The following is a 25,712-nucleotide window of genomic DNA, read 5'->3' on the forward strand; positions in this document are numbered from 1 at the left end:
GTGAGATTTTCAATACAAGTAAGCCTTTACTTATAAAAAATGATATAATGGTAAAAAGATTGAAAGGGAACCGATTATGAAAAAAAGATGGCTGTTGGCTTTGGTATTTGCTTATTTATTATTTATACCGAGCCTGGTTTTTGCAGTAGACTTTAATATCTTATCCTATCAGGGTGATTTGAATATTCATGCAGATAATACTGCAATTTTTAAGGAAACAATTACCTACCGCTTTGGAGATAATTATAACGGTCAGTTAGTTGGACTCGGAAAAGCTGGGAAAATGCCAGAAGGGTTTGACATTGATCCCGATCCAACCGTTCAGGTCTCTAAAAATGGAAAAATTGTTCAAAATATTTCCTTCTATACTATGGAGGAAGAGGACGGCTACAAGGTAAAAATTTACAATGCTGGATACGCCGGAGATACTGTTCGGGTAACGGTTACCTGGAAACTAACAAACCTTCTCTTCTTATATAAGGATATCGCAGAGCTAAATTGGCAACCCTTGACAGATAGTACTGGAGACATCAAAGAGATTGAGTTTAAGGTCAGCTCTGATACTCCAGCAGAGAAACTCTATTTTCATGCAGGCCAACTCCTAAGGGATTCTAGTGTTGAAAAAGTAAATAATCTCTATCATATCAAAATGAAAGACCTTCCTAGAAAGCGACAGATCGAATTACATGCTTACTGGCCTAGAAGTGCTTTTGCAGGAGCACCAGATCAAGGATTAGAGGAAGAACGTTTAACCGATTTTAACCGGATTGAAAGCAATATAGCGACAGAAAAAGCGCAAAGTGAGATTTTGATGAAATGGGTATTCCCCGTCATTTTTATGAGTCTCTTACTTCTAGTTCCTATCTTCTATAGGATGTTTCGTCAGAGTACAAGCATTAAAAAGGTCTTTCCAAAAGATCATCGACTCTACGAACCACCGATGGATTTGCCTCCAATGGTTCTAGCAGAAGCTGTGTATTCAACTTCCTTAGAGGAAGTTAATCCCCTAAACAAATCAGGGTTTGGTAAATTTACTTTTGAACGTTTGATTCAGGCAACCTTGTTGGATTTAGTAGATCGAGGTCATTTATCTATTTTCCAAGGGGATGAGGAACCTTATGTGCGCATTATCAGTGAAAAGGGTTTGTCCAATTTTGAGAAAGAATGTCTACGCATGACCTTGTCAAATAAGAAAGAATTGGCTATTTCAGAGCTCTTCCCTGATTACCAAGTTTCATCTTCCCTTTACCGTGGTGCCAAAGAGTCAGATGAAAAACATATCCGAGAAACAGGACTGCGCCTTAAACGCTCCTTTGAAGGAAGACTTCAACGCATTCAGTCTTGTGTCAAGGATAAAGTCCGTGTACTCCGTATCCCAAGCTACTATCGTCCCTTGACAAGCGAGGAACGTCGCCTTGCTCTAGGGATGCGGGTCTGTTCAGCCATAACAGCTCTAGGTGGACTGCTTTTCTTTTACTATAGCTGGCAAACACATGGCTTCTTTTCGATCCCATTTCTACTCTTAGGATTGACAGGATTAGGGGCTAGTTTCTGGGTTTATCTTGCCACGCGAGGGGCCTATCGAGATGGAGTTCTAACAGAGGAAGGAGCAGAGATCTTCTATCTCTGGACGAGTTTTGAAAATATGCTTCGGGACATCGCTCATCTGGATCAGGCCGAGCTAGAGAGCATCGTCCTTTGGAACCGTCTACTGGTCTATGCGACTCTCTTTGGTTATGCCAAGAAGGTGAGCAAGTTAATGAAAGTCCGCCATATTCAGCTTGAAAATCCGGATTTGAATCTTTATATAGCCTATGGTTGGCACTCACAGTTCTACACCTCAACTGCACAAATCAAGCAATATACTGCTGTAGCGAATACAGCTAGCAATTACTCTGTATCTTCTGGAAGTGGAAGTTCAGGTGGAGGATTCTCAGGAGGCGGAGGCGGTGGTAGCATCGGTGCCTTCTAAAAAATCTATCGCAATATCCGAAATTATGCTATAATAGAGGACAGAAAAAGGAGTAATGTATGTATTTTATTGAAATTTTGAAGTCAATCTTTTTTGGGATTGTTGAAGGAATTACAGAATGGTTGCCCATTTCAAGTACTGGCCACTTGATCTTGGTTGAAGAATTTGTACAATACAAGGACCAAAATGAAGCCTTCATGTCCATGTTTAATGTTGTCATTCAGCTTGGTGCCATTTTAGCAGTTATGGTCATTTACTTTAACAAGCTTAACCCTTTCAAACCTGGTAAAACTAAGGTCGAAGTTCGTAGAACTTGGCAATTGTGGTCAAAAGTCTTCGTTGCGACCTTGCCTTTGCTATTGGTCTTTAAATTAGATGATTGGTTTGATGCCAACTTCCATAACATGGTTTCAGTTGCGATTATGTTGATTATCTATGGTGTTGCCTTTATCTATCTTGAAAAACGAAATAAGGCGCAAGCCATTGAACCAACAGTAACAGAGCTAGACAAGTTGCCTTATAAAACAGCCCTTTACATCGGTCTCTTCCAAGTCCTTGCCCTTTTCCCAGGAACGAGCCGTTCAGGTGCGACTATCGTTGGTGGTTTGTTGAATGGAACAAGTCGCTCAGTCGTAACAGAGTTTACCTTCTATCTCGGAATTCCTGTTATGTTCGGAGCCAGTGCTTTAAAGATTTTCAAATTTATTAAAGCAGGTCAACTTTTGAGTTTTGGACAACTGTTCTTGCTCTTGGTTGCTATGGGTGTTGCCTTTGCAGTCAGCATGGTTGCCATTCGTTTCTTGACCAGCTATGTGAAGAAGCACGACTTTACACTCTTTGGGAAATACCGTATCGTACTCGGTAGTGTTTTGTTGCTCTATAGTTTTGTGCGTTTATTTGTATAAGAAAAAAGCTTGAGGGAATTTTCCTTCAAGCTTTTTAAAATCCTGTTACCGTAATTCCTAATAGACGGATACCTTTTTCTTTTTCAGCTAGTTCTTCGTAGAGTTGAAGGGCAGTTTGAGAAATCTGACTAGCGTCCTGTGTTGCTTGTGGGAGGCTTTTTCGTCTAGTAAGAGTGGAGAAGTCAGCATATCTTATTTTAAGGATAATGATTTTTCCAGCTTTGTTCTGCATGCTGAGATTGTGAGCTACTTTCTCAGAGAGAAGAGTCAGCTCTTTTTTGATATCTTCGTCAACCTGGAGAATCTTCCCATAGGTTTTCTCCTTGCCAATGGACTTACGAATGCGGTCGGGCTTGACCGGTGAGTTATGAATGCCTCTTGCCTTTCTATAAAGGTCAAAACCGAGTCTGCCAAAGCGATCGATTAAAGTGACTTCAGAGACGTCCAATAAGTCTGCACCAGTATAAATGCCCATTTCATGAAGCTTTTCTACTGTCTTCTTTCCTACACCATGAAATTTAGCAATGTCCATTTGTTTGAGAAAGTCTTGGGCTTGGTCAGGTAGAATCACTGTCAAACCATGTGGCTTCTGATAATCACTGGCCATTTTAGCTAGAAATTTATTGTAGGAAACGCCTGCAGAAGCAGTCAGGTGTAGTTCCTGCCATATATCCTCTTGGATGAGACGAGCTATTTTGACGGCTGACTTGATACCGAGTTTATTTTCCGTCACATCTAAGTATGCCTCGTCGATACTCATAGGTTCAATCAAATCAGTGTAGCGTTTAAAAATAGCTCGAATCTCAAGTCCCACAGTCTTATACTTTTCATAATTTCCAGAGATAAAGACAGCTTGGGGACAGCGCTCATAAGCTTCTTTAGAACTCATGGCTGAATGAACACCAAAAGCTCGTGCCTCATAGCTACAGGTAGAAACGACACCACGCCCACCAGTTTGTCTGGGGTCGCTTCCGATAATGACAGGTTTGCCCTTTAACTTAGGATTATCTCTAATTTCCACCGCAGCAAAAAAGGCATCCATGTCGATATGGATGATTTTTCTGGACAGATCATTTATCAATGGAAATATGAGCATTATTATCCCTTTCTAGTGTCATTTTCTATTTATTATACCCTTTTTTCTGAAAAAATGGGAAAGTTCAATCTGACTTTCAAAAATATAATACAGATAAGAGCATAAAAGAGACTGTATTATAAAAGAAAGCGTCTAAAATGCCGGTTTTCTCTTGTTGAAATCGGTTACTGTATGGTATACTTGACTCAAGAATGTAACAGATAACTGTTACTAGAAAAAAGAGGACATTAACATGGTTGTTAAGACAGTTGTTGAAGCGCAAGATATTTTTGATAAAGCTTGGGAAGGCTTCAAAGGCGTAGATTGGAAAGAAAAAGCAAGTATTTCTCGCTTCGTTCAAGCTAACTACACACCTTACGATGGAGATGAAAGTTTCCTTGCTGGACCAACAGAACGTTCACTTCACATCAAAAAAATCGTAGAAGAAACAAAAGCACACTACGAAGAAACTCGTTTCCCAATGGACACTCGTCCAACATCTATTGCTGATATTCCTGCTGGATTTATCGACAAAGAAAACGAAGTGATCTTTGGTATCCAAAATGATGAACTCTTCAAATTGAACTTCATGCCAAAAGGTGGTATCCGTATGGCTGAAACTACTTTGAAAGAAAATGGATACGAACCAGATCCAGCTGTTCACGAAATCTTCACTAAATACGTAACAACAGTTAACGACGGTATTTTCCGTGCCTACACTTCAAACATTCGTCGCGCTCGTCACGCTCACACTGTAACTGGTCTTCCAGATGCCTACTCACGTGGACGTATCATCGGTGTTTACGCGCGTCTTGCTCTTTACGGGGCAGACTACTTGATGCAAGAAAAAGTCAACGACTGGAATGCAATCAAAGAAATCGATGAAGAAACAATCCGTCTTCGTGAAGAAGTAAACCTTCAATACCAAGCATTGCAACAAGTTGTTCGCTTGGGTGACCTTTACGGGGTTGATGTTCGCAAACCAGCGATGAACGTGAAAGAAGCCATCCAATGGGTTAACATTGCCTTCATGGCTGTCTGCCGTGTTATCAACGGTGCTGCTACATCTCTAGGTCGTGTACCAATCGTATTGGACATCTTTGCAGAACGTGACCTTGCTCGTGGTACATTTACTGAATCAGAAATCCAAGAATTCGTTGATGATTTCGTTATGAAACTTCGTACAGTTAAATTTGCTCGTACAAAAGCTTATGACCAATTGTACTCAGGTGACCCAACCTTCATCACAACTTCTATGGCTGGTATGGGTAACGACGGTCGTCACCGTGTTACTAAGATGGACTACCGTTTCTTGAACACTCTTGACAATATCGGTAACTCTCCAGAGCCAAACTTGACAGTTCTTTGGACTGACAAATTGCCATACAACTTCCGTCGCTACTGTATGCATATGAGCCACAAACACTCTTCTATCCAATACGAAGGTGTAACAACAATGGCTAAAGACGGATATGGTGAAATGAGCTGTATCTCATGCTGTGTGTCACCACTTGACCCAGAAAACGAAGATCAACGCCACAACATCCAGTACTTCGGTGCTCGTGTAAACGTTTTGAAAGCCCTTCTTACTGGTTTGAATGGTGGTTACGACGATGTTCACAAAGACTACAAAGTATTTGACATCGATCCTATCCGTGACGAAGTTCTTGAATTCGAATCAGTTAAAGCAAACTTTGAAAAATCTCTTGACTGGTTGACTGACACTTACGTAGATGCTTTGAACATCATCCACTACATGACTGACAAGTACAACTACGAAGCTGTCCAAATGGCCTTCTTGCCAACTAAACAACGTGCCAACATGGGATTCGGAATCTGTGGATTTGCTAACACTGTTGATACATTGTCAGCGATCAAATACGCTACAGTTAAACCAATCCGTGACGAAAATGGCTACATCTATGATTACGAAACAATCGGTGAATACCCACGTTGGGGTGAAGATGACCCACGTTCAAACGAATTGGCAGAATGGTTGATCGAAGCTTACACAACTCGTCTACGTAGCCACAAACTTTACAAAAACGCAGAAGCTACAGTATCACTATTGACAATCACATCTAACGTTGCTTACTCTAAACAAACTGGTAACTCACCAGTCCACAAAGGTGTATACCTCAACGAAGATGGTTCTGTGAACTTGTCTAAACTTGAATTCTTCTCACCAGGTGCTAACCCATCTAACAAAGCTAAAGGTGGATGGTTGCAAAACTTGAACTCACTTGCTAGCCTTGACTTTGGTTACGCAGCTGATGGTATCTCATTGACAACTCAAGTTTCTCCACGTGCTCTTGGTAAAACTCGTGACGAACAAGTGGATAACTTAGTAACAATCCTTGATGGTTACTTCGAAAACGGTGGACAACACTGTAACTTGAACGTAATGGACTTGAAAGATGTTTATGACAAGATTATGAATGGTGAGGATGTCATCGTTCGTATCTCAGGATACTGTGTAAACACTAAATACCTCACTCCAGAACAAAAAACTGAATTGACACAACGTGTCTTCCACGAAGTTCTCTCAATGGATGACGCATTGAGTTAATATTCAATTAGGATAGAAAGAAAGCCAGTTAATCTAACTGGTTTTCTTGTGTTTTAAAAACTTTTTTAAAAAATAGTCAAATTTGGTCAAAAAGTTATTGACTTTTACTGACCAAAGTGGTATAGTAGAAACATAAGGAAAATGACTTCCTTAGAAAACCTCATTTTCAATGATTCTATTTCTTGAAAATGTATGATAGATACCCTAGAAAGGGGTGAGGCCTATGTTAAACCTACGAGATTTTGAAAAGAAGATTATAGAAGGCTTATGTAAAAAAGAAAAACCAGAAATTATACGTAGGGTAGCTAGTTAGCTAGTCTAAAATTTTTAAAACAAAGGTCAAAGATAGTCAATATCAGATATCGCAAATAATTAACAATAAACGAGGTAAAAAATATGAACAACAACTTTAATAACTTTAACAACATGGATGATTTATTTAACCAATTGATGGGTGGTATGCGAGGATATAGTTCTGAAAACCGTCGCTACTTGATAAATGGACGAGAAGTGACCCCTGAGGAATTTGCTCATTATCGTGCAACGGGACAATTACCAGGAAATGCAGAATCTGATGCGCAAATGCAACAACATGCTTCAGGTATGAAACAAGACGGCGTCCTTGCTAAGCTAGGTCGTAACTTGACGGCGGAAGCTCGTGAGGGCAAGTTGGATCCTGTTATCGGACGAAACAAGGAAATTCAAGAAACAGCTGAAATCCTCTCACGTCGTACGAAAAATAATCCTGTACTTGTCGGAGATGCAGGTGTTGGTAAGACCGCAGTTGTCGAAGGTCTAGCACAGGCCATTGTGAACGGAGATGTTCCGGCTGCTATTAAGAACAAGGAAATTATTTCTATTGATATCTCAGGTCTTGAGGCTGGTACTCAATACCGTGGTAGCTTTGAAGAAAATGTTCAAAACCTAGTCAACGAGGTGAAAGAAGCAGGAAATATTATCCTCTTCTTTGATGAAATTCACCAAATCCTTGGCGCTGGCTCAATCGGAGGTGATAGTGGTTCTAAAGGTCTTGCAGATATTCTCAAACCAGCTCTCTCTCGTGGTGAATTGACCGTTATTGGAGCGACAACTCAAGACGAATACCGTAATACCATCTTGAAGAATGCAGCACTTGCTCGTCGTTTCAACGAAGTGAAGGTCAATGCTCCTTCAGCAGAGGATACCTTTAAAATCCTTCAAGGAATTCGTGACCTCTATCAACAACACCACAATGTCGTCTTGCCAGATGAAGTTTTGAAAGCAGCAGTGGATTATTCTGTCCAATACATTCCTCAACGCAGCTTGCCAGATAAGGCTATTGACCTTGTCGATGTAACGGCAGCTCACTTGGCAGCTCAACATCCTGTAACAGATGTGCATGCTGTTGAACGGGAAATCGAGGCAGAAAAGGACAAGCAAGAAAAAGCAGTTGAGGCAGAAGATTTCGAAGCAGCTCTCAATGCCAAGACACGTATTGCTGAATTAGAGAAAAAAGTCGAAAACCACACAGAAGATATGAAAGTGACCGCGAGTGTCAACGATGTGGCTGAATCTGTAGAACGTATGACTGGTATTCCGGTATCACAAATGGGAGCATCAGACATCGAACGTTTGAAAGATATGGCCCATCGTTTGGAACACAAGGTTATCGGCCAAGATAAGGCAGTAGAAGCAGTGGCTCGTGCTATCCGTCGTAACCGTGCTGGTTTTGATGAAGGCAATCGCCCAATCGGTAGCTTCCTCTTTGTAGGGCCTACTGGGGTTGGTAAGACAGAACTTGCTAAGCAATTGGCGCTCGATATGTTTGGAACCAAGGATGCGATCATCCGCTTGGATATGTCTGAATACAGTGACCGCACAGCCGTTTCTAAGTTAATCGGTACAACAGCAGGTTATGTGGGTTATGATGACAATAGCAATACCTTGACAGAACGTGTTCGTCGCAATCCTTACTCTATCATTCTCTTGGACGAAATTGAAAAGGCTGATCCTCAAGTCATTACCCTTCTCCTCCAAGTCTTGGATGACGGTCGTTTGACTGATGGTCAAGGAAATACAGTGAACTTCAAGAACACTGTCATTATCGCGACATCAAATGCTGGATTTGGCTATGAAGCTAACTTGACGGAAGATGCGGATAAACCAGAATTGATGGATCGTTTGAAACCATACTTCCGTCCAGAATTCCTCAATCGCTTTAACGCAGTTATCGAGTTCTCACACTTGAATAAGGAAGACCTTTCTAAGATTGTGGACTTGATGTTGGCTGAAGTCAACCAAACCTTGGCTAAGAAAGACATTGATTTGGAAGTTAGTCAAGCGGCTAAGGACTTTATCACAGAAGAAGGTTATGACGAAGTTATGGGTGTTCGTCCTCTCCGTCGCGTGGTTGAACAACAAATTCGTGATAAGGTGACGGACTTCCACTTGGATCATCTAGATGCCAAACATCTGGAAGCAGATATGGAAGATGGCGTTTTGGTCATTCGTGAAAAAGCCTAACTCGCGATTTTGAGAATAAAAAAAGAAGGAACTAGCTAAAAAGCTGGTTCCTTTTGTGTTTAGATGACATGACGCTCAAAGGCATCATCTGAGATTCCTTGTTCCAAGATGAGCTTCGCCCATTCCTTAGCAGAAAAGAGGCTGTGGTCCTTGTAGTTTCCGCAAGATTCGATGGCTGTTCCAGGAACATCTTCCCAAGTAGTGGTTTCAGCAATTTCTTTGAGAGAATCCTTGATAACAGCCGCGATTTCAGCACTGGTATGTTGACCCCACATAATCATGTGGAAGCCTGTACGGCAACCAAATGGTGAACAGTCAATCATGCCATCAATACGGGTACGAATGAGTTTGGCTAAGAGATGCTCAATGGTGTGAAGGCCAGCGGTAGGGATTGAGTCTTCGTTTGGTTGCACCAAGCGAATATCAAAGTTGGAGATGACATCTCCCTTTGGTCCTGTCTCTTCCCCAATCAAGCGAACATAGGGGGCTTTAACAATAGTGTGGTCAAGTTCAAAACTTTCAACAATAACTTTTTTTGACATGGTAGTTCCTTTCAGTTTTCTTCTTTCATTATATCATAAAGGGGGATGTTGAGACATATTACTGCTTATAGGATAGTTAGAAAACGAGGGAATTTATAAGAAATAGTTGCTAAAAAAACGCTTGCATGATACTATATATTAAAAGGAGGTGAGAATATGGTAGAGCAAAAAAAATCCATTACCATGAAAGATGTTGCTCTAGAAGCGGGAGTTAGCGTTGGGACTGTTTCACGTGTGATCAACAAAGAAAAAGGCATCAAAGAAGTAACCTTGAAAAAAGTGGAACAAGCGATTAAAACCTTGAATTATATTCCAGACTACTATGCAAGAGGAATGAAAAGAAACCGAACGGATACGATAGCTCTAATTGTACCAAGTATCTGGCATCCATTTTTTTCTGAATTTGCCATGCATGTGGAAAATGAAGTGTATAAGAGAAATAATAAATTACTCTTATGTTCAATAAATGGTACAAATAGAGAGCAAGACTATCTTGAGATGTTGCGTCATAATAAGGTTGATGGAATTGTTGCCATTACCTATAGTCCAATTGAGAACTACCTAACTTCAGGAATTCCCTTTGTTAGTATTGACCGTACCTACTCAGATCTTGAGATCCCGTGTGTATCTTCTGATAATGATGCAGGTGGACGAGAAGCTGCGAGGCAACTAATTAAAAAAGGCTGTCAGCATTTGGCCTTTGTAGGTGGACACAATACAACCATTAATGAAACTAAACGACGTAGGACTTCATTTGAGAAATATGTCCAAGAAAAAAACATACTCTTTAGTATTTTTGACCTAGATGAAACCGTTGCAGATTATCACGGAAAGTTAGAACAATTCTTGGCAGAAAATCGTTCCATAGACGGAATTTTTGCCATTAATGATTTTGCAGCTTTAGATGTTATTGAAATACTAGAGTCAAATGGTAAACATATCCCCGATGATGTACAAATCATTGGATATGATGGGATAAAAATGGCTGAGAGTCGAGAGTATCTACTTTCAACAATTAAACAACCTTTGGAAGAAATGGCAAAAGAAGCTGTTCGTATTTTGTTTGATATTCTTGATGGAAAGACTGTTAATTTACAGACAATCTTACCAGTAGCATTTATTAAAGGAAAAACAACAAAAAAATAAAAGTAAGTCTTGACAGAAAACGCTATCAATGTTAAAATGAAGTCAAATAAAAGAGATTTATTTTTTAAAACAAAATTGAAACGTTTCAAATAATGATTAGAGAGCGCCGTGCGCTATCTTTTCTGAAACAAAATTGAAACGTTTCAAAAAGGAGGTTGCTATGAATAGCAAAGCGAAGCAAGTTTCTCTTTGGGAACGAATCAAGAAACAGAAACTCTTGTTATTGATGACCGTCCCCGGTTTAGTTTTGACATTTATCTTCAAGTACATTCCTATGTATGGTGTTTTGATAGCCTTTAAAGATTATAATCCCCTAAAAGGAATTATGGGAAGTGACTGGGTAGGATTTTCTGAGTTTACAAAATTTTTGTCTTCACCCAACTTTGGAATCTTGTTGGCTAATACTCTTAAATTGAGTGTTTATGGCTTGTTGCTTGGTTTTTTACCACCAATTATACTTGCGATTATGCTCAATCAGCTCTTGAGTGAAAAAGTTAAGAAACGGATTCAGCTTATTCTATATGCTCCAAACTTTATTTCTGTAGTTGTTATTGTCGGAATGATTTTCCTCTTCTTTTCAGTTGGAGGACCAATCAATAGCTTTCTTTCTATGTTTGGTATCAAAGCGGATTTTCTAACGGATCCAGACTTCTTCCGTCCGCTCTATATCTTTAGTGGTATCTGGCAAGGAATGGGTTGGGCTTCGACACTCTATACAGCGACCTTGGTGAACGTCGATCCTGCCTTGGTAGAAGCCGCTAGACTTGATGGTGCTAATATTTTCCAACGAATCTGGCATATTGACCTTCCTGCTTTGAAGCCAATCATGGTTATCCAGTTTATCTTGGCGGCAGGTGGCATTATGAATGTCGGTTATGAGAAGGCCTTCTTGATGCAAACATCTCTAAACCTTCCAACATCTGAAATTATCTCAACCTATGTCTATAAAGTTGGTCTTGTGTCGGGAGATTATTCTTACTCAACAGCTGTCGGTTTGTTTAATGCAGTGATTAATGTGGTCTTGCTAGTCGCTGTTAACCAAATCGTTAAACGTATGAATAATGGTGAAGGAATTTAAGGAGGAAAACATGAAAAATTCGATCATGGATACAAAATTTGATAGACGTATCTTGCTCTTAAACAAAATCATTATTGTCTTTATCGTTTTGATTACCTTGCTTCCTTTACTTTATATCGTAGTGGCATCCTTTATGGATCCGAAAGTTTTGGTTAGTAGGGGGATTAGTTTTAATCCAGCGGACTGGACAGTAGAAGGGTATCAGCGTGTATTTAGTGACCAATCCATTCTAAAAGGCTTTATTAACTCATTGCTCTATTCTTTTGGCTTTGCAACGTTGACAGTCTTACTATCGGTATTCACTGCCTATCCTTTATCTAAAAAAGATTTAGTAGGGCGTCGTTGGATTAACTATTTCCTTATTGTGACCATGTTCTTTGGTGGAGGTTTGGTTCCAACTTACTTATTGGTAAAAGATTTGGGCATGCTCAACACCCCGTGGGCTATTATCGTACCAGGTGCAATCAATGTTTGGAATATTATTCTTGCTAGAGCTTATTTCCAAGGATTGCCTGAAGAATTGGTTGAAGCTGCGGTCATTGATGGAGCAAATGATTTACAGATATTCTTTAAAATCATGCTTCCTCTTGCAAAACCAATTATGTTCGTTCTCTTTCTTTACGCTTTTGTTGGTCAGTGGAACTCATACTTTGATGCAATGATTTATATCAAGGATCCAAACTTGGAACCATTGCAACTGGTTCTTCGTAAAATTCTCATTCAAAGCCAACCAGGTCAGGACATGATTGGAGCGCAGGCAGCCATGAATGAAATGAAACGCTTGGCTGAATTGATCAAATATGCAACCATTGTCATTTCAAGCTTACCATTGATCGTTATGTATCCATTCTTCCAAAAATACTTTGATAAAGGAATTATGGCTGGTTCACTTAAAGGTTAATAAAATAGAAAAAAATAAGGAGTTTTATCATGAAATTCAAAACATTCTCAAAATCAGCAGTTTTGTTGACAGCTAGTTTAGCGGTGCTTGCAGCCTGTGGCTCTAAAAATACAGCTTCTAGTCCAGATTATAAGTTGGAGGGCGTAACATTCCCACTTCAAGAAACAAAAACCTTGAAATTTATGACTGCTAGCTCACCACTAGCTCCTAAAGACCCAAATGAAAAGCTGATTTTGCAACGTTTAGAGAAGGAAACAGGGGTTCATATTGAGTGGACCAACTACCAATCAGATTTTGCAGAAAAGAGAAACCTGGATATTTCTAGTGGTGATTTGCCAGACGCTATCCACAATGACGGTGCTTCAGATGTGGACTTGATGAACTGGGCTAAGAAAGGGGTTATCATTCCAGTTGAAGATTTAATTGAAAAATACATGCCAAATCTAAAAAAAATTATGGATGAAAATCCAGAATATAAGGCATTGATGACAGCACCTGATGGACATATCTATTCATTCCCATGGATTGAAGAACTTGGATCTGGCAAAGAGTCTATCCACAGTGTTAACGATATGGCCTGGATTAACAAAGATTGGCTTAAAAAACTTGGGCTTGAAATGCCAAAAACTACTGATGAACTTATCAAAGTCTTAGAAGCGTTTAAAACGCAAGATCCAAACGGGAACGGTGAAGCAGACGAAATTCCATTTACTTTTATCAGTGGAAACGGAAATGAAGACTTTAAATTCCTCTTTGGAGCCTTTGGTGTCGGGGATAACGATGATCATATCGTAGTTGGAAATGATGGGAAAGTTGACTTTACAGCAGATAACGATGACTATAAAGAAGGTGTGAAATTCATCCGTCAATTGCAAGAAAAAGGCTTGATTGATAAGGAAGCTTTTGAACACGATTGGAATGGTTATATTGCTAAAGGTCATGATCAAAAATACGGTGTTTATTTCACGTGGGACAAGAACAATGTCACAGGAAGCAATGATAGCTATGATGTTTTACCTGTCCTTGCTGGTCCAAGTGGTCAAAAACATGTAGCTCGTACAAATGGTATGGGATTTGCGCGTGATAAGATGGTCATCACTAGTGTCAACAAAAACCTTGAATTGACAGCTAAATGGATTGATGCCCAATACGCACCTCTTCAATCTGTTCAAAACAACTGGGGAACTTATGGAGATGACAAGCAACAAAATATCTTTGAATTTGACCAAGCAACTAACAGCCTCAAACATTTGCCACTAAACGGAACTGCACCAGCAGAACTTCGTCAAAAAACTGAAGTTGGTGGGCCGCTTGCTATCTTGGACTCTTACTATGGTAAAGTGACAACTATGCCAGATGATGCCAAATGGCGTTTAGATCTCATCAAACAATACTATGTGCCTTACATGAGTAATGATAATAACTATCCGAGAGCCTTCATGACTCAGGAAGATTTGGACAAGATTGCCCACATCGAGGCAGATATGAATGATTATATCTACCGTAAACGAGCTGAATGGATTGTCAATGGCAATATTGATACTGAGTGGGAAGACTATAAGAAAGAACTTGAAAAATACGGACTTTCAGACTACCTCACTATCAAGCAAAAATACTATGATCAATATCAAGCAAATAAGAACTAGAGGTTGATTATGGTTGATAGAACATTTACAGTAGAAAAAGCCAATCGTTTTATAGCAGAAAATAAACATCTTGTTAATCATCAATTTAAGCCAGAAGAACATTTTTCAGCTGAGATTGGCTGGATCAATGATCCAAATGGATTTGTCTATTTTCGTGGAGAGTACCATCTCTTTTATCAGTTCTATCCTTATGATAGTGTCTGGGGACCAATGCACTGGGGTCATGCTAAAAGTAAGGACTTGGTGACTTGGGAGCACTTGCCGGTGGCACTTGCTCCTGACCAAGACTACGACCGCAATGGTTGCTTCTCAGGATCAGCTATCGTCAAAGACGATCGCCTCTGGCTCATGTATACTGGGCACATCGAAGAAGAAACCGGTGTCCGACAAGTGCAAAATATGGCATTTTCAGACGACGGGATTCACTTTGAAAAGATTTCTCAAAATCCAGTTGCAACAGGAGCAGATTTGCCAGATGAGCTAATCGCTGCTGATTTCCGTGATCCAAAACTCTTTGAGAAAGATGGACACTTTTACTCCGTAGTAGCTGCCAAACATAAAGATAATGTGGGCTGTGTCGTTCTACTAGGGTCCGATAACTTAGTAGAATGGCAGTTCGAATCCATCTTTTTAAAAGGGGTAGAACACCAAGGCTTTATGTGGGAATGCCCAGATTACTTTGAGTTAGATGGAAAAGACTGTATCATTATGTCACCAATGCGTTATCAACGTGAGGGTGATTCTTACCACAATATCAATTCTTCAGTTTTGGTTACAGGTAAGGTAGATTGGGCAGCTAAACAGTTCATTCCTGAGACAGTAGAAGAAATCGACCATGGTCAGGACTTCTATGCGCCTCAAACATTGTTAGATGACCAAAATCGTCGTATTATGATTGCTTGGATGCAGATGTGGGGGCGTACACTTCCAACTCATGATCAGGGTCACAAGTGGGCTGGTGTCATGACTGTGCCTAGAATTCTCCGATTGGAAGATGGCAAACTAAGACAATTCCCTATTAAAAAAGGCCAATATCAAATCCAAATAGATAAAGATTGCCGTTACCGCTTAGGAAATGATACAGATTATCTTGAATTTGGTTATGATAGTAAGGCGCAGCAAGTTTACATTGATCGTAGCCATATTGCTCAAGAGATTCGTGGGGAAGAAGAACAGGATACAAGCCGACGATATGTAGATATTGAAGCTAAGGAATTGGAAGTTATTCTAGATAAAAATTCCATCGAGATTTTTGTCAATCAAGGTGAAGCAAGCTTGACTGCAACTTATTACTTAACAGTGCCAGCTGAGCCATTACGAATCAATTAAAAATTAAGTTATTTCTCCTAAAGAAAAAATTCTCTTTCTAGTTTGCTAGAAAGAGAATTTTTCTTTATTTTCGATACAAGCGATCGTATTGGTAGAATGGATCAAAGGTTACGTTGATACCTAGTTTGCGAAGGACGTTCTTGTCTTCGTCTGTCAAGATGATGGTTGAGTGGGCTTCGCTACCTTTGAGGTTGCCAAGTTCTTCCATGGCACGCGCAGCATCAGGATTTTCCATAGCTGTGATGGCTAGCGCAATCAAAATTTCATTTGAATGCAGGCGTGGATTGCGACTACCGAGATGGTTAATTTTAAGGCCTTGGATTGGTTTGACAACTTCAGGCTCGATTAGTTTTACTTCTTTAGCGATATCAGCTGATTTCTTAATGGCGTTGATCAAGGCGGCAGCTGTAGGACCAAAGAGTTCTGAGTTTTTACCAGTGACAATGTCACCAGATGGTAATTCGAGAGCAAGGGCAGGCCCGCCGGTTTCTTCAGCTTTTTGACGTGCAGCGACAGCAACCTGACGGTCTGCAGGTGTGATACCGAGGTCGTTCATGAGCAACTCGATTTTCTTGACAGCAGATTCCCCGACTTTTTCAGCCTTGAAGTCAAGAACTGTTTGATAGTAACGGCGGATGATTTCTTGTTTAGAGGCTTCGATAGCAGCCTCATTATCTGTAATAGCGAAGCCAACCATGTTGACACCCATGTCTGTTGGTGAAGCGTATGGAGATTCACCGAGAATGCGTTCCAACATACGTTTGAGTACTGGGAAAATTTCGATATCACGGTTGTAATTGACAGTGGTTTCTCCGTAGGTTTGGAGATGGAAGGGGTCAATCATGTTGACATCGTCAAGGTCTGCTGTGGCAGCCTCATAGGCCAAGTTGACTGGATGATGAAGGGGAAGGTTCCAGACTGGGAAGGTTTCAAATTTAGCGTAACCAGACTTGATACCATTGAGTTGGTCGTGGTACATGTTTGACATACAAGTGGCCAATTTTCCAGAACCAGGTCCAGGAGCGGTTACGACAATCAAGTTGTGACTGGTTTTGATGTAGTCGTTTTTTCCCATGCCTTCTGGAGAGATGATGTGGTCCATATCAGTCGGATATCCTTTGATTGGATAATGAAGATAGGAATCAATCCCGTTTTTATCTAACTGATTGCGGAAGGCATCTGCAGCGGGTTGGCCAGCGTATTGTGTGATGACAACCGAACCAACAAAAATTCCCAGCTCATTGAATTTGTCAATCAAACGAAGAACTTCTTGGTCATAGGAAATACCCAAGTCACCACGTGATTTGGAATGTTCGATGTTGCTAGCATTAATGGCAATCACAACCTCAACCTGCTCTTTCAATTCTTGCAAGAGCTTGATTTTATTGTCAGGCTCATAACCAGGAAGTACACGAGCAGCGTGGAAATCTTCTAACATTTTGCCACCAAACTCCAAATAGAGCTTGCCATCAAATTGGTTAATGCGCTCCAAAATGTGGTCGCGCTGTAGATTCAGATATTGTTCAGAACTAAAAGCTTGTTTTTTCATTTTTTTACCTCTGACCTCTATTATAATAAAAAATTGGGAGTTAGGAAACTACGGAGCTAAAAAAGAAATCAAAAAGATTGAGCAAACGCTTGCACTAAGTTTAAAAAAGCGCTATCATAGACTATAGATTATTAAAATAATGAGGTAAGAAGATGCAAGAAAAATGGTGGCATAATGCCGTAGTCTATCAAGTCTATCCAAAGAGTTTCATGGATAGCAACGGAGATGGGATTGGCGATTTACCAGGAATTACTAGTAAGTTAGACTATCTAGCTAAGTTAGGAATCACAGCGATTTGGCTTTCTCCCGTTTATGACAGTCCGATGGATGATAATGGCTATGATATTGCCGATTATCAAGCGATTGCAGCTATTTTCGGAACCATGGAGGACATGGACCAACTCATCGCAGAAGCTAAGAAGCGTGGCATTCGAATTATCATGGACTTGGTGGTCAATCATACCTCAGATGAACATGCTTGGTTTGTCGAGGCATGTGAAAATCCTGACAGCCCTGAACGTGACTACTATATCTGGCGAGATGAGCCTAATGATTTGGAGTCTATCTTTAGTGGGTCTGCTTGGGAATACGATGAAAAATCAGGTCAATACTATCTTCACTTTTTCAGCAAGAAACAGCCTGATCTCAACTGGGAGAATGAAAAACTACGCCAGAAAATTTACGAGATGATGAACTTCTGGATTGATAAAGGCATTGGCGGTTTCCGTATGGATGTTATTGACATGATTGGGAAAATTCCTGATGAGAAGGTGGTTAATAATGGTCCCATGCTCCATCCCTATCTCAAGGAAATGAATCAGGCGACCTTTGGAGATAAGGATCTCTTGACAGTAGGGGAGACCTGGGGAGCAACGCCCGAGATTGCTAAGCTCTACTCTGATCCAAAGGGTCAAGAATTGTCTATGGTCTTCCAGTTTGAGCATATCTGTCTTCAGTATCAGGAAGGGCAACCTAAGTGGCACTATCAAAAAGAACTAAATGTAGGGAAATTAAAAGAAATTTTCAACAAATGGCAGACTGAGTTAGGAGTTGAAGACGGCTGGAATTCCCTCTTCTGGAACAACCATGACCTTCCTCGCATCGTCTCTATCTGGGGAAATGACCAAGAATACCGTGAAAAATCCGCCAAAGCCTTTGCAATCCTGCTTCATCTCATGAGAGGGACGCCTTATATCTACCAAGGTGAAGAGATTGGGATGACCAACTATCCGTTTGAAACACTGGACCAAGTAGAAGATATTGAATCCCTCAACTATGCGCGTGAAGCTCTTGAAAAAGGCGTTCCGATTGAAGAAATCATGGACAGCATCCGTGTCATTAGTCGTGATAATGCCCGTACCCCAATGCAATGGGATGAAAGCAAAAATGCTGGCTTCTCAACAGGTCAACCTTGGTTGGCAGTTAATCCAAACTACGAAGCAATCAACGTTCAAGAAGCACTGGCAAATCCAGATTCTATTTTCTATACTTATCAAAAACTCGTTCAAATTCGCAAGGAGAACAGCTGGCTGATTCGAGCTGATTTTGAATTGCTTGATACGGCTGATAAGGTCTTTGCTTATATCCGTAAGGACGGTGAGCGCCGCTTCCTAGTTGTGGCCAACTTGTCCAATGAGAAACAAAACTTTTCAGTAGAAGGAAGAGTTAAGTCGATCTTGATTGAAAACACTACTGCTAAAGAAGCAGTTGAAAAACAAACCTTAGCTCCATGGGATGCTTTCTGTGTGGAACTAACGGATTAAAATTAGTGAACAGCACCCCAAAAGTTAGATTTTTTCTGTCTGACTTTTGGGGTGCTGTTTAATTTGTAGATGTTTTTTAATTTTACAGATAGAAAAAGAGAAGACCAAATGGTCTTCTCAACGGGGGAACTGAAATAATGGAAAAGAATTAATCAAAGAGGGTTATTAGTCTTTGAAATTCTTTTGGAAGATGAGGAGAGACAAGATAGAAGTAATGGCTGCCAAGAAGAGGAAGGCAGTTGCTTCTTGTTCCCCAGTTGCAGGGAGTAGTCTTTCCTTGTCTTCTTTGATTGTAGCTGTGACAGAAGCTTTTTCATCTTTTGCTGATGAATTATCTGTTACGGCTGGAGTAGGTTTTTCAGTCTCTCTTGGTAGAACATACTCAGGAAGAGTCACAACTGGTGGCGCTTCTGTACCAACTGAGCTTTGTTTGCTACCTACCTCAATCACTCGATCTATAGCTGGAGTTGCTTCTGTTTGGAGAACCTTGCGATTGTCACCGTCCACTTCAACATACTCGACTAAGAGACCGTCTTTTCCTTCTGATAGAACCTGCTCTCTTCCTTTGTCTAATTGTGGGTTTTCGCGACGAATAGTCTTAAACGGCACGATCTTATTGACGATTTCCAAACTTGGAAGTGTAAAGACAAGATCTTTAACCCCTTCCTCAGGACTTGAAGAAGTAATTGGTTTCTCAGGTTGCGTCGGTTTTTCAGGCTGAGCAGGTTTTTCCGGTTGCGCCGGTTTCTCAGGTTGAGTCGGATTTTCAGGCTGAGCTGGCTTTTCAGGCTCGGCAGGTTTTTCCGGTTGCGCTGGAGTTTCCGGTTGCGCTGGCTTTTCAGGCTGAGCCGGAGTTTCCGGTTGAGTTGGTTTTTCAGGTTCAGCAGGTTTCTCAGGCTGAGCTGCTTCGAGCTTGCTGATTTGTTCGAGAGCAGTTTTTAGCGCTTGATTGACTGCTTCCTGGGTTTTAGCTTCTTGGATTGCAGCAATGGCTTGGTCAGCAATTGTTAGCAATTGCTTCTTAGCTTCCTTGTTGGATCCAAGCTCAGCGACTTTTTTCTCGATAGCTTTCGTCAAGCTGTCCATAGCCTTATCGTACTCAATTTCCGGTTGTTTTGGTTCAGCAGGTTGATCAGGTTTAGAAGGTTCTTCAGGCTGTTCCGGTTGCGCTGGACTAGGTTCCTCTTGGCCTCTTTGATAGTTCTCGTCCTTGGACAGGATATCTTGTAAGGCGCTGACAGTCAACATGACTTCTTGAACATCCACAGCTTCTGTACTGAGTTGGTTTCTCAATTTTTCTAGATTTGCTTGGAAAGCTTGACGTGCAGTAGCCGTATTTTTCAAACCTGCTGGATCAAAGTTTGACAGATCATCTTTCCATTTAGAGATAGACTGGATGATATCTGCCTTGCTGTAGAGTTCACTACCTTCGCCACGAGTGATAAATTGGTCTACCTGGATACCGATATTTCGAGATAAATCGTTTCGTTCAGGATCGAGTTGAAGGGTGACTGCGTGCAAGTTTTCATCCAGACCTTTTAGGCTAACCAGAGTTTGATTGCCTTGGCGTTGGGCAGCGTGACCGCTAAAGTATTTCTTGCCATCAATGGTTGAAGCATTTCCCATGCCATCTTGGTAAGGAACTTCTTTGCCATCTAGAAAGACTTTGTAGATACCATGATTTGGATCGACATAGCCCTTGATATCAAGACCAGTACCGTAGAAGTAAGCTGTTACGGTTGTCTTTTTCTTTTGCTCGTCAGTTAAGCGACCAAAGGAAGCCCAAGACTCCGTTTTTTGGTACTTGTCTGCCGAATTGGTTTCATGGTGCCAGCCAGGACTGTAATCCAACTGACTAGCTTGGTCATCATAACTTGTTTGGTCCTTGATCAGCAATTCAGCTTTCATCACTTGGATGGTTGCATCGGTAGCAAAACCGAGCAGGGCACCATCAGTGACAGAAGTGAGCTTGGCTTTGAAGTCAAAGACAGAGTCGGCTTGTTCTGTAAAGTCAATCGTTGGGATGGTCACAGTCTTTTCTGTTTCTCCGTCTTTAAAGGTCACATCTTGAGTTGTATCTTGGTAAACTTTACCGTGAACCCCAGTTCCAGGTTCTGTGATAAAGCGAACAGTAGCAGCTCCCTTGCTTCCACCAACACGTTTAATTTTAACAGTGACTGGTTTTCCTTTTTCGACTTCGTAGTTGGTAGACTCGAGTTCAAACATTCCCTTGCTATCATTGTTTAGGGTGTAGATTCCTTCTGTAGCAATTGGTTCACCTGTTTTATTAACAAGGGTAATGGTATGTTGGCCTGGTGCTAAATCGCCTGTCTCAAAGACTTTTTGGCTACGTTTACGGCTAGCGTTCTTAGTTTGCACATCCGCAACTTTTTGGCCATCAACGTAGACGGACATTTCTCCATGACCTGGGTCGACTGTAGAGACGACATAGGCCTTGGTTCCTGTGAAGGTATAGCTGACTTTGGCATCTTTTTGATTGGTCCACATAGAAGTGCCACGAACACCTTCAGATTCATTGTACCAAGTTGTACCGGCTGTATCCGCTGTTGTATTTGAGTGGTATTCAAGTCCAAGAGGGTAGCCGTCTGTCTTTTCGATACTACTTGGTGTTTTGTAGACAGAGAAGTTATTCAAGATTGGTGTAGCTTGTGCTCCTGTGATGGTCACACGAATTTTTTGTGCCTCTACAGGTTTACCTTGAATCAAGCGACGGTAACCAACAGTTGAACCTTCCCCGTAAGTCACCCAACGTCCGTTGATTTCGACTTCAATCTTGAAACCAGAGATACGTTGACCTTTGGCGATGTCTTCTTTGAGTTCGACAACGTCAAAGCGTCTCTTTTGTCCTAAATCGACTGTAAAGCTACCGGTTGTGGCATCATTTGAGAGCGCCCAGCTGGTGTCATCTTTACCGTCTGTGAGGTGGCTTTCTTTGTAAAGGTGGTTTTGACGAGTAGAACTTGCTGTTACAGTGGCATCTTTGGCAAAGTCAGTCGCATACATTTGGTCTAGGGTTGCCTTGAATTCCTTCAAGCGAGCCACATCCGCATCTGCGAATTTTCCTTCTTTATTTGGTGGAATATTGAGAAGGAGTGGCGTTCCACGACCAACAGACTTGAAGTAGATATCCATCAACTCTTTGAGTGATTTCGGCTGTTGATTGTCGTGGTAGAACCAGCCTGAACGGATCGAAACGTCAGCTTCCCCTACAGAGTACATATCACCATCAGGGTCACCATGGTTGAGGTATTCATTTTTCACATCGTCTGTGATGTTAGCTCTCTTGACTTTATGCCATACAGGGTCACCTGCGATCCCCCGTTCATTTCCGATCCAGCGAACGCTTGTCGGCTGAGCAGAGAAGATGGCGATATCTCCTTCGGCTTCTTTAATGTATTTGAACCATTCATCAAAGGTATAGGTTACTTTTTGGGCACCGCTACCACGCGCACCGTCCATCCAAACCTCGATAAATTTCCCTTTATTACCGTATTTTGGATTACCAAGGATTTCTTTCAGTTGGTTGAGATAGTATTGGTTGTATTCTTTTTCGGTTGCGACATGGTATTTTGGATGATTGGCATCCCATGGGGATAGGTAAACACCCATGTTCATGTCGTACTTGCTAGCAGACTTGGAAACTTCTTCGAGAAGGTCACCCTTACCATCTTTCCATGGGCTAGCAGCTACGGTATGATTCGTATACTTAGAAGGGTAAGCAACGAATCCGTCGTGGTGTTTAACAACCATAATGGTTCGTTTGAAGCCAGTTTCCTTCAGAGTGCGAATCCACTGGTCAGTATCCAAGTTGGTTGGATTGAAGTATCGAGGGTCTTCTTTCCCATTTCCCCATTCAGAATTGGTATAGGTGTTCATTCCGTAGTGGATGAAGGCTGCCAATTCTTCCTTGTGGTAATCGAGTTGGGCCTTGCTTGGAAGAGGTCCATGGTTGCCAATCTCGGTTTCTTTATCTTCTGGATGAGCGACTGGTGGAGTCGGAGTCGTTGGATTAGCCGTATCAGCGACCGGCTCGTATTCAAAGACGACCTCATTCACACCTTTATGCTGGATGGTTGCTTCCAGGCTAGTCTTGACTGGAAGGTAGCCAGCAATGTCTTTTGCATGGAAGGTGTTGACAAAGGAAACATCGTACTCTTGGCCGTCATTGTTATCAACTGTCGTTTCCGCTAGTTCAGTAGTGGTTCCTTTTTGACGGTAGTAAACTTTGAAGGAGCCTTTGTTGACTTTATAGACCACCTTGATGACACGTATACCGGCAGGCGCTTTGCTGACAACATTGTGATCTTCAGCCCAAGTATCTTTTAGCTGTTTATTGACTGCTACGCCATCAATGGATACAATTTCGTATTTGTCTTTATTCTTTTGATAGAAGTCCATCTTCTCGATTTCTTTTTTAAAATTATAGTCAAATGGCGAATCAACAGCTGTCTGTTCGATAAAGGTGTCATTATCTTTGACAGGATTTCCTTCTTCGTCTTCGTGTTGGATAACCACACGTCCGTATTCAACTCCCTTGGTCAAGGTAGCAATCCCATCTTGGTTGAAGGAATATTCGTTGCTTCCGATAACAGCTGTTTCGTTCCGAAGCATACGCCCCTCATCAGTAAAGTAGTAACGATTTCCGTTGTCTCCCTGGTACCAGCCTTTCACACCATATTTGGCAATCATGTCCTTAACCCATTTCAGTTGTTCAGGTGAAAGGACGAGTCCGCCACCAAAGCGATCCTTTTCAGGAACACCATTGTCAACGGTTCCGTGTTGGTGAACCCCCAGAACTTTTCCTTGGCTATCCACAATTCCACCACCAGACAAACCAGATACAGAAGTGGTTTGGTAGGTGATACCGGTCGTTCCCTTATCATCATAGGACTCAACAGATCGGATGCTCCCATCTGCCTTGTAAAGTTGGCCAGCTAGGATAGGCTGTTTCAGTTCTTTTGAGCTCGAGTCAGTTGGGTAGCCAATCGTACTGATGGCTTCTCCTGGCTGATGCGTCTTGTGATCCGCTAAAGGTGCAAAGGTTGCTGCTTTGTTTGGACTAGCAATCGGAAGAGGAATAGGAGCTTCTACAAGAGCAAGGTCGTTCTTATAGCCTTTTCCAAACTCCTTCTTGTTCCAGAAATGGATGTCCTTTTCTCTGAATAAAACCGTAGTTCCAGAAGAAGGTAGTGAGTTTTTCTTTTCGCTGTTTGAACCAACGTTATAGTAGAACTGGGCAGATTTTCCACCACGAATGTGACCTTCGCCAGTTTCTTTATTGGCCTCTAGGAAGTTATGAGCAACGGTAAGAATTAGATTAGGGGCTACAAAGATACCTGAGCCTGAAACGAGGTAGCGTTGTTCTCCTGCATTGTAAGTGCTGTAAACCATAGTAGCAGCAGTGGCAGGTTGCCCCTCGTAGTTGATGTGTTTGAGGTCTTGTCCACCGTTAATGATGGCACGGTTTCCGTTTTCAGCTTCTTTTGGAGTTTCTTCCTTATCCTTTAGAATGCTCTTAGTTTCTACTTTTGGACTAGCTTTTTGGTCAACGATAGTAGTCGTATCGAGTTCTTTGACAGGTGTGTCGGGATAGGCACGGTCCTGAACGTCTTCAGGGAGCAAGTCAGCACTGTTGGTATCGGCAGCAGGTGTTTCTTGTTTTTCAGCTTCTACACGGCCTTCTTCTTTGACTGGTTCAGCCTTGCTTTCTTCTATATCTGCGACTTGTTCAATTTGCTGATCTAAATTGGATGTCGTGGTAGGAGACGTTTCGTCTGCACGCACAGTTCCAGAAGCAAAAAATGCCAGTCCGACGATAACAGAGGCCACACCTACAGTCAACTTCCGAATGCTAAATGTTTGCCCTTTTTCAAAAAGGTATCGATTCATAATATACTCCTAGTTTTTAGAAAGGCAGTCAGCTACTGCCCAAGCCCAAGTCTGACTTGGTTACAACTTGATTTAAGGAAAACAACTCTCTGGTAATTTGTAAGCCACCTTACCTCCTTTGTATAAAGCGCTTTCATTTTAAGATAAAAAAATTTAATAGGCTATTTCTCCCTTAAAATGACTAAAAGTTTTTAATATAACAAATATACTAAATTAATGAAAGAAATGCAATAGCAAAAAAGCAAAAAATAAATATAAATTAAAGAAAATAAGCTACTTTTTAAAGAAAAAAAGCATCCTTTCAAGTCTCAAACTAAATGAAAGGACACGTTTTAAAAAGAAATTAGAGTATCTTTTGGAGAGACTCTTGGATGGTTTTGGGGTCTGTTTTGGAAGAGAAGCGCTCAAGGACTTGCCCATCTCGACCAATGAGAAACTTAGCAAAATTCCATTCGATTCGTTTTCCTAGCGGGCCAGACTTCTGGTCTTTTAGCCAAACATAAAGAGGATCTGCTTCCTTGCCGTTGACCTTGATCTTGGCAAAGCGAGGGAAAGTGGTCTGATAGTGTAGACTGCAGAAGCTATTGATTTCCTCTGCGCTGCCGGGTGCTTGTCCCATGAACTGATTGCAAGGGAAATCTAGGATTTCAAAGCCCTTATCTTGATAGCGTTCATAGAGTTCTTGGAGTCCCTGGTACTGGGGCGTTAGACCACATCCTGTAGCAGTGTTGACAATCAAGAGAACCTTGCCACGATAGGTCTCCAGGGGAGTTGCTTGGTTGTTTTGGTTCAAAACAGAAAAATCATATATACTGGTCATGAGGG

At 41.3% G+C, this 25,712-nt stretch carries 15 protein-coding genes; 10 read left to right on the forward strand and 5 right to left on the reverse strand.

What is annotated here, in order from left to right; translation table 11 throughout:
- The first annotated feature begins 76 nt into the window (after positions 1-76).
- Together NML69_RS04925 and NML69_RS04930 are read left to right on the forward strand one after the other, a co-directional pair.
- Entirely contained in the window at positions 77-1,972 is a 1,896-nt protein-coding gene (locus NML69_RS04925) for a DUF2207 domain-containing protein (protein ID WP_254725495.1), read from the forward strand.
- 59 nt (positions 1,973-2,031) lie between these two features.
- Positions 2,032-2,877, forward strand: coding sequence for an undecaprenyl-diphosphate phosphatase (locus tag NML69_RS04930; protein WP_000273567.1), 846 nt, complete (start codon positions 2,032-2,034; stop codon positions 2,875-2,877).
- A 34-nt stretch (positions 2,878-2,911) separates the two neighbouring features.
- Here NML69_RS04930 and dinB read toward each other — a convergent pair whose 3' ends face one another.
- Positions 2,912-3,973 carry a DNA polymerase IV gene (gene dinB / locus NML69_RS04935; RefSeq protein ID WP_129313466.1) on the reverse strand — a complete coding sequence of 354 codons (1,062 nt, stop codon included), beginning with the start codon at positions 3,971-3,973 and terminating at the stop codon, positions 2,912-2,914.
- 232 nt (positions 3,974-4,205) lie between these two features.
- Between dinB and pflB the strand changes: the two genes are divergently transcribed.
- Entirely contained in the window at positions 4,206-6,521 is a 2,316-nt protein-coding gene (pflB, locus tag NML69_RS04940; protein ID WP_254725496.1) for a formate C-acetyltransferase, read from the forward strand.
- A gap of 396 nt (positions 6,522-6,917) precedes the next feature.
- On the forward strand, positions 6,918-9,023 hold the full coding sequence (locus NML69_RS04945) for an ATP-dependent Clp protease ATP-binding subunit (protein WP_254725497.1): 2,106 nt from the start codon (positions 6,918-6,920) through the stop codon (positions 9,021-9,023).
- A gap of 59 nt (positions 9,024-9,082) precedes the next feature.
- Here NML69_RS04945 and NML69_RS04950 read toward each other — a convergent pair whose 3' ends face one another.
- Complete coding sequence (locus tag NML69_RS04950; protein ID WP_254725498.1) at positions 9,083-9,565, reverse strand: S-ribosylhomocysteine lyase; 483 nt, start codon at positions 9,563-9,565, stop codon at positions 9,083-9,085.
- Between the two features lie 156 nt (positions 9,566-9,721).
- On the opposite strand from NML69_RS04950, the gene NML69_RS04955 reads away from it, so the two are divergent.
- The 5 genes from NML69_RS04955 to NML69_RS04975 all read left to right on the forward strand — a co-directional run bounded on the left by NML69_RS04955 (position 9,722) and on the right by NML69_RS04975 (position 15,665).
- Positions 9,722-10,711 carry a LacI family DNA-binding transcriptional regulator gene (locus tag NML69_RS04955; protein WP_254725499.1) on the forward strand — a complete coding sequence of 330 codons (990 nt, stop codon included), beginning with the start codon at positions 9,722-9,724 and terminating at the stop codon, positions 10,709-10,711.
- 160 nt (positions 10,712-10,871) lie between these two features.
- Positions 10,872-11,789: a sugar ABC transporter permease gene (locus NML69_RS04960; protein WP_198459306.1), complete on the forward strand. Its 918-nt coding sequence runs from the start codon at positions 10,872-10,874 to the stop codon at positions 11,787-11,789.
- Between the two features lie 10 nt (positions 11,790-11,799).
- Positions 11,800-12,690: a carbohydrate ABC transporter permease gene (locus tag NML69_RS04965; protein WP_198459307.1), complete on the forward strand. Its 891-nt coding sequence runs from the start codon at positions 11,800-11,802 to the stop codon at positions 12,688-12,690.
- Positions 12,691-12,719: 29 nt separating this feature from the next.
- Complete coding sequence (locus NML69_RS04970; RefSeq protein ID WP_198459308.1) at positions 12,720-14,336, forward strand: ABC transporter substrate-binding protein; 1,617 nt, start codon at positions 12,720-12,722, stop codon at positions 14,334-14,336.
- Between the two features lie 9 nt (positions 14,337-14,345).
- On the forward strand, positions 14,346-15,665 hold the full coding sequence (locus NML69_RS04975) for a glycoside hydrolase family 32 protein (protein ID WP_254725500.1): 1,320 nt from the start codon (positions 14,346-14,348) through the stop codon (positions 15,663-15,665).
- Positions 15,666-15,729: 64 nt separating this feature from the next.
- Here NML69_RS04975 and NML69_RS04980 read toward each other — a convergent pair whose 3' ends face one another.
- Complete coding sequence (locus tag NML69_RS04980) at positions 15,730-17,214, reverse strand: DUF1846 domain-containing protein (RefSeq protein WP_254725501.1); 1,485 nt, start codon at positions 17,212-17,214, stop codon at positions 15,730-15,732.
- Positions 17,215-17,366: 152 nt separating this feature from the next.
- Between NML69_RS04980 and NML69_RS04985 the strand changes: the two genes are divergently transcribed.
- Positions 17,367-18,977 (forward strand): alpha-glucosidase, encoded by a 1,611-nt coding sequence (locus NML69_RS04985; protein WP_254725502.1) that lies wholly within the window; start codon positions 17,367-17,369, stop codon positions 18,975-18,977.
- A 165-nt stretch (positions 18,978-19,142) separates the two neighbouring features.
- Here the strand turns inward: NML69_RS04985 and NML69_RS04990 are convergent, their stop codons facing one another.
- Together NML69_RS04990 and NML69_RS04995 are read right to left on the reverse strand one after the other, a co-directional pair.
- On the reverse strand, positions 19,143-24,887 hold the full coding sequence (locus NML69_RS04990; protein ID WP_254725503.1) for an alpha-L-fucosidase: 5,745 nt from the start codon (positions 24,885-24,887) through the stop codon (positions 19,143-19,145).
- Positions 24,888-25,230: 343 nt separating this feature from the next.
- Positions 25,231-25,707, reverse strand: a complete 477-nt coding sequence (locus tag NML69_RS04995; protein WP_254725504.1) for a glutathione peroxidase — start codon at positions 25,705-25,707, stop codon at positions 25,231-25,233.
- Positions 25,708-25,712: the final 5 nt, after the last annotated feature.

Origin of the sequence: Streptococcus sp. CF8-6 (genome assembly GCF_024295845.1) — a bacterium.
Classification (GTDB): domain Bacteria; phylum Bacillota; class Bacilli; order Lactobacillales; family Streptococcaceae; genus Streptococcus; species Streptococcus oralis_BO.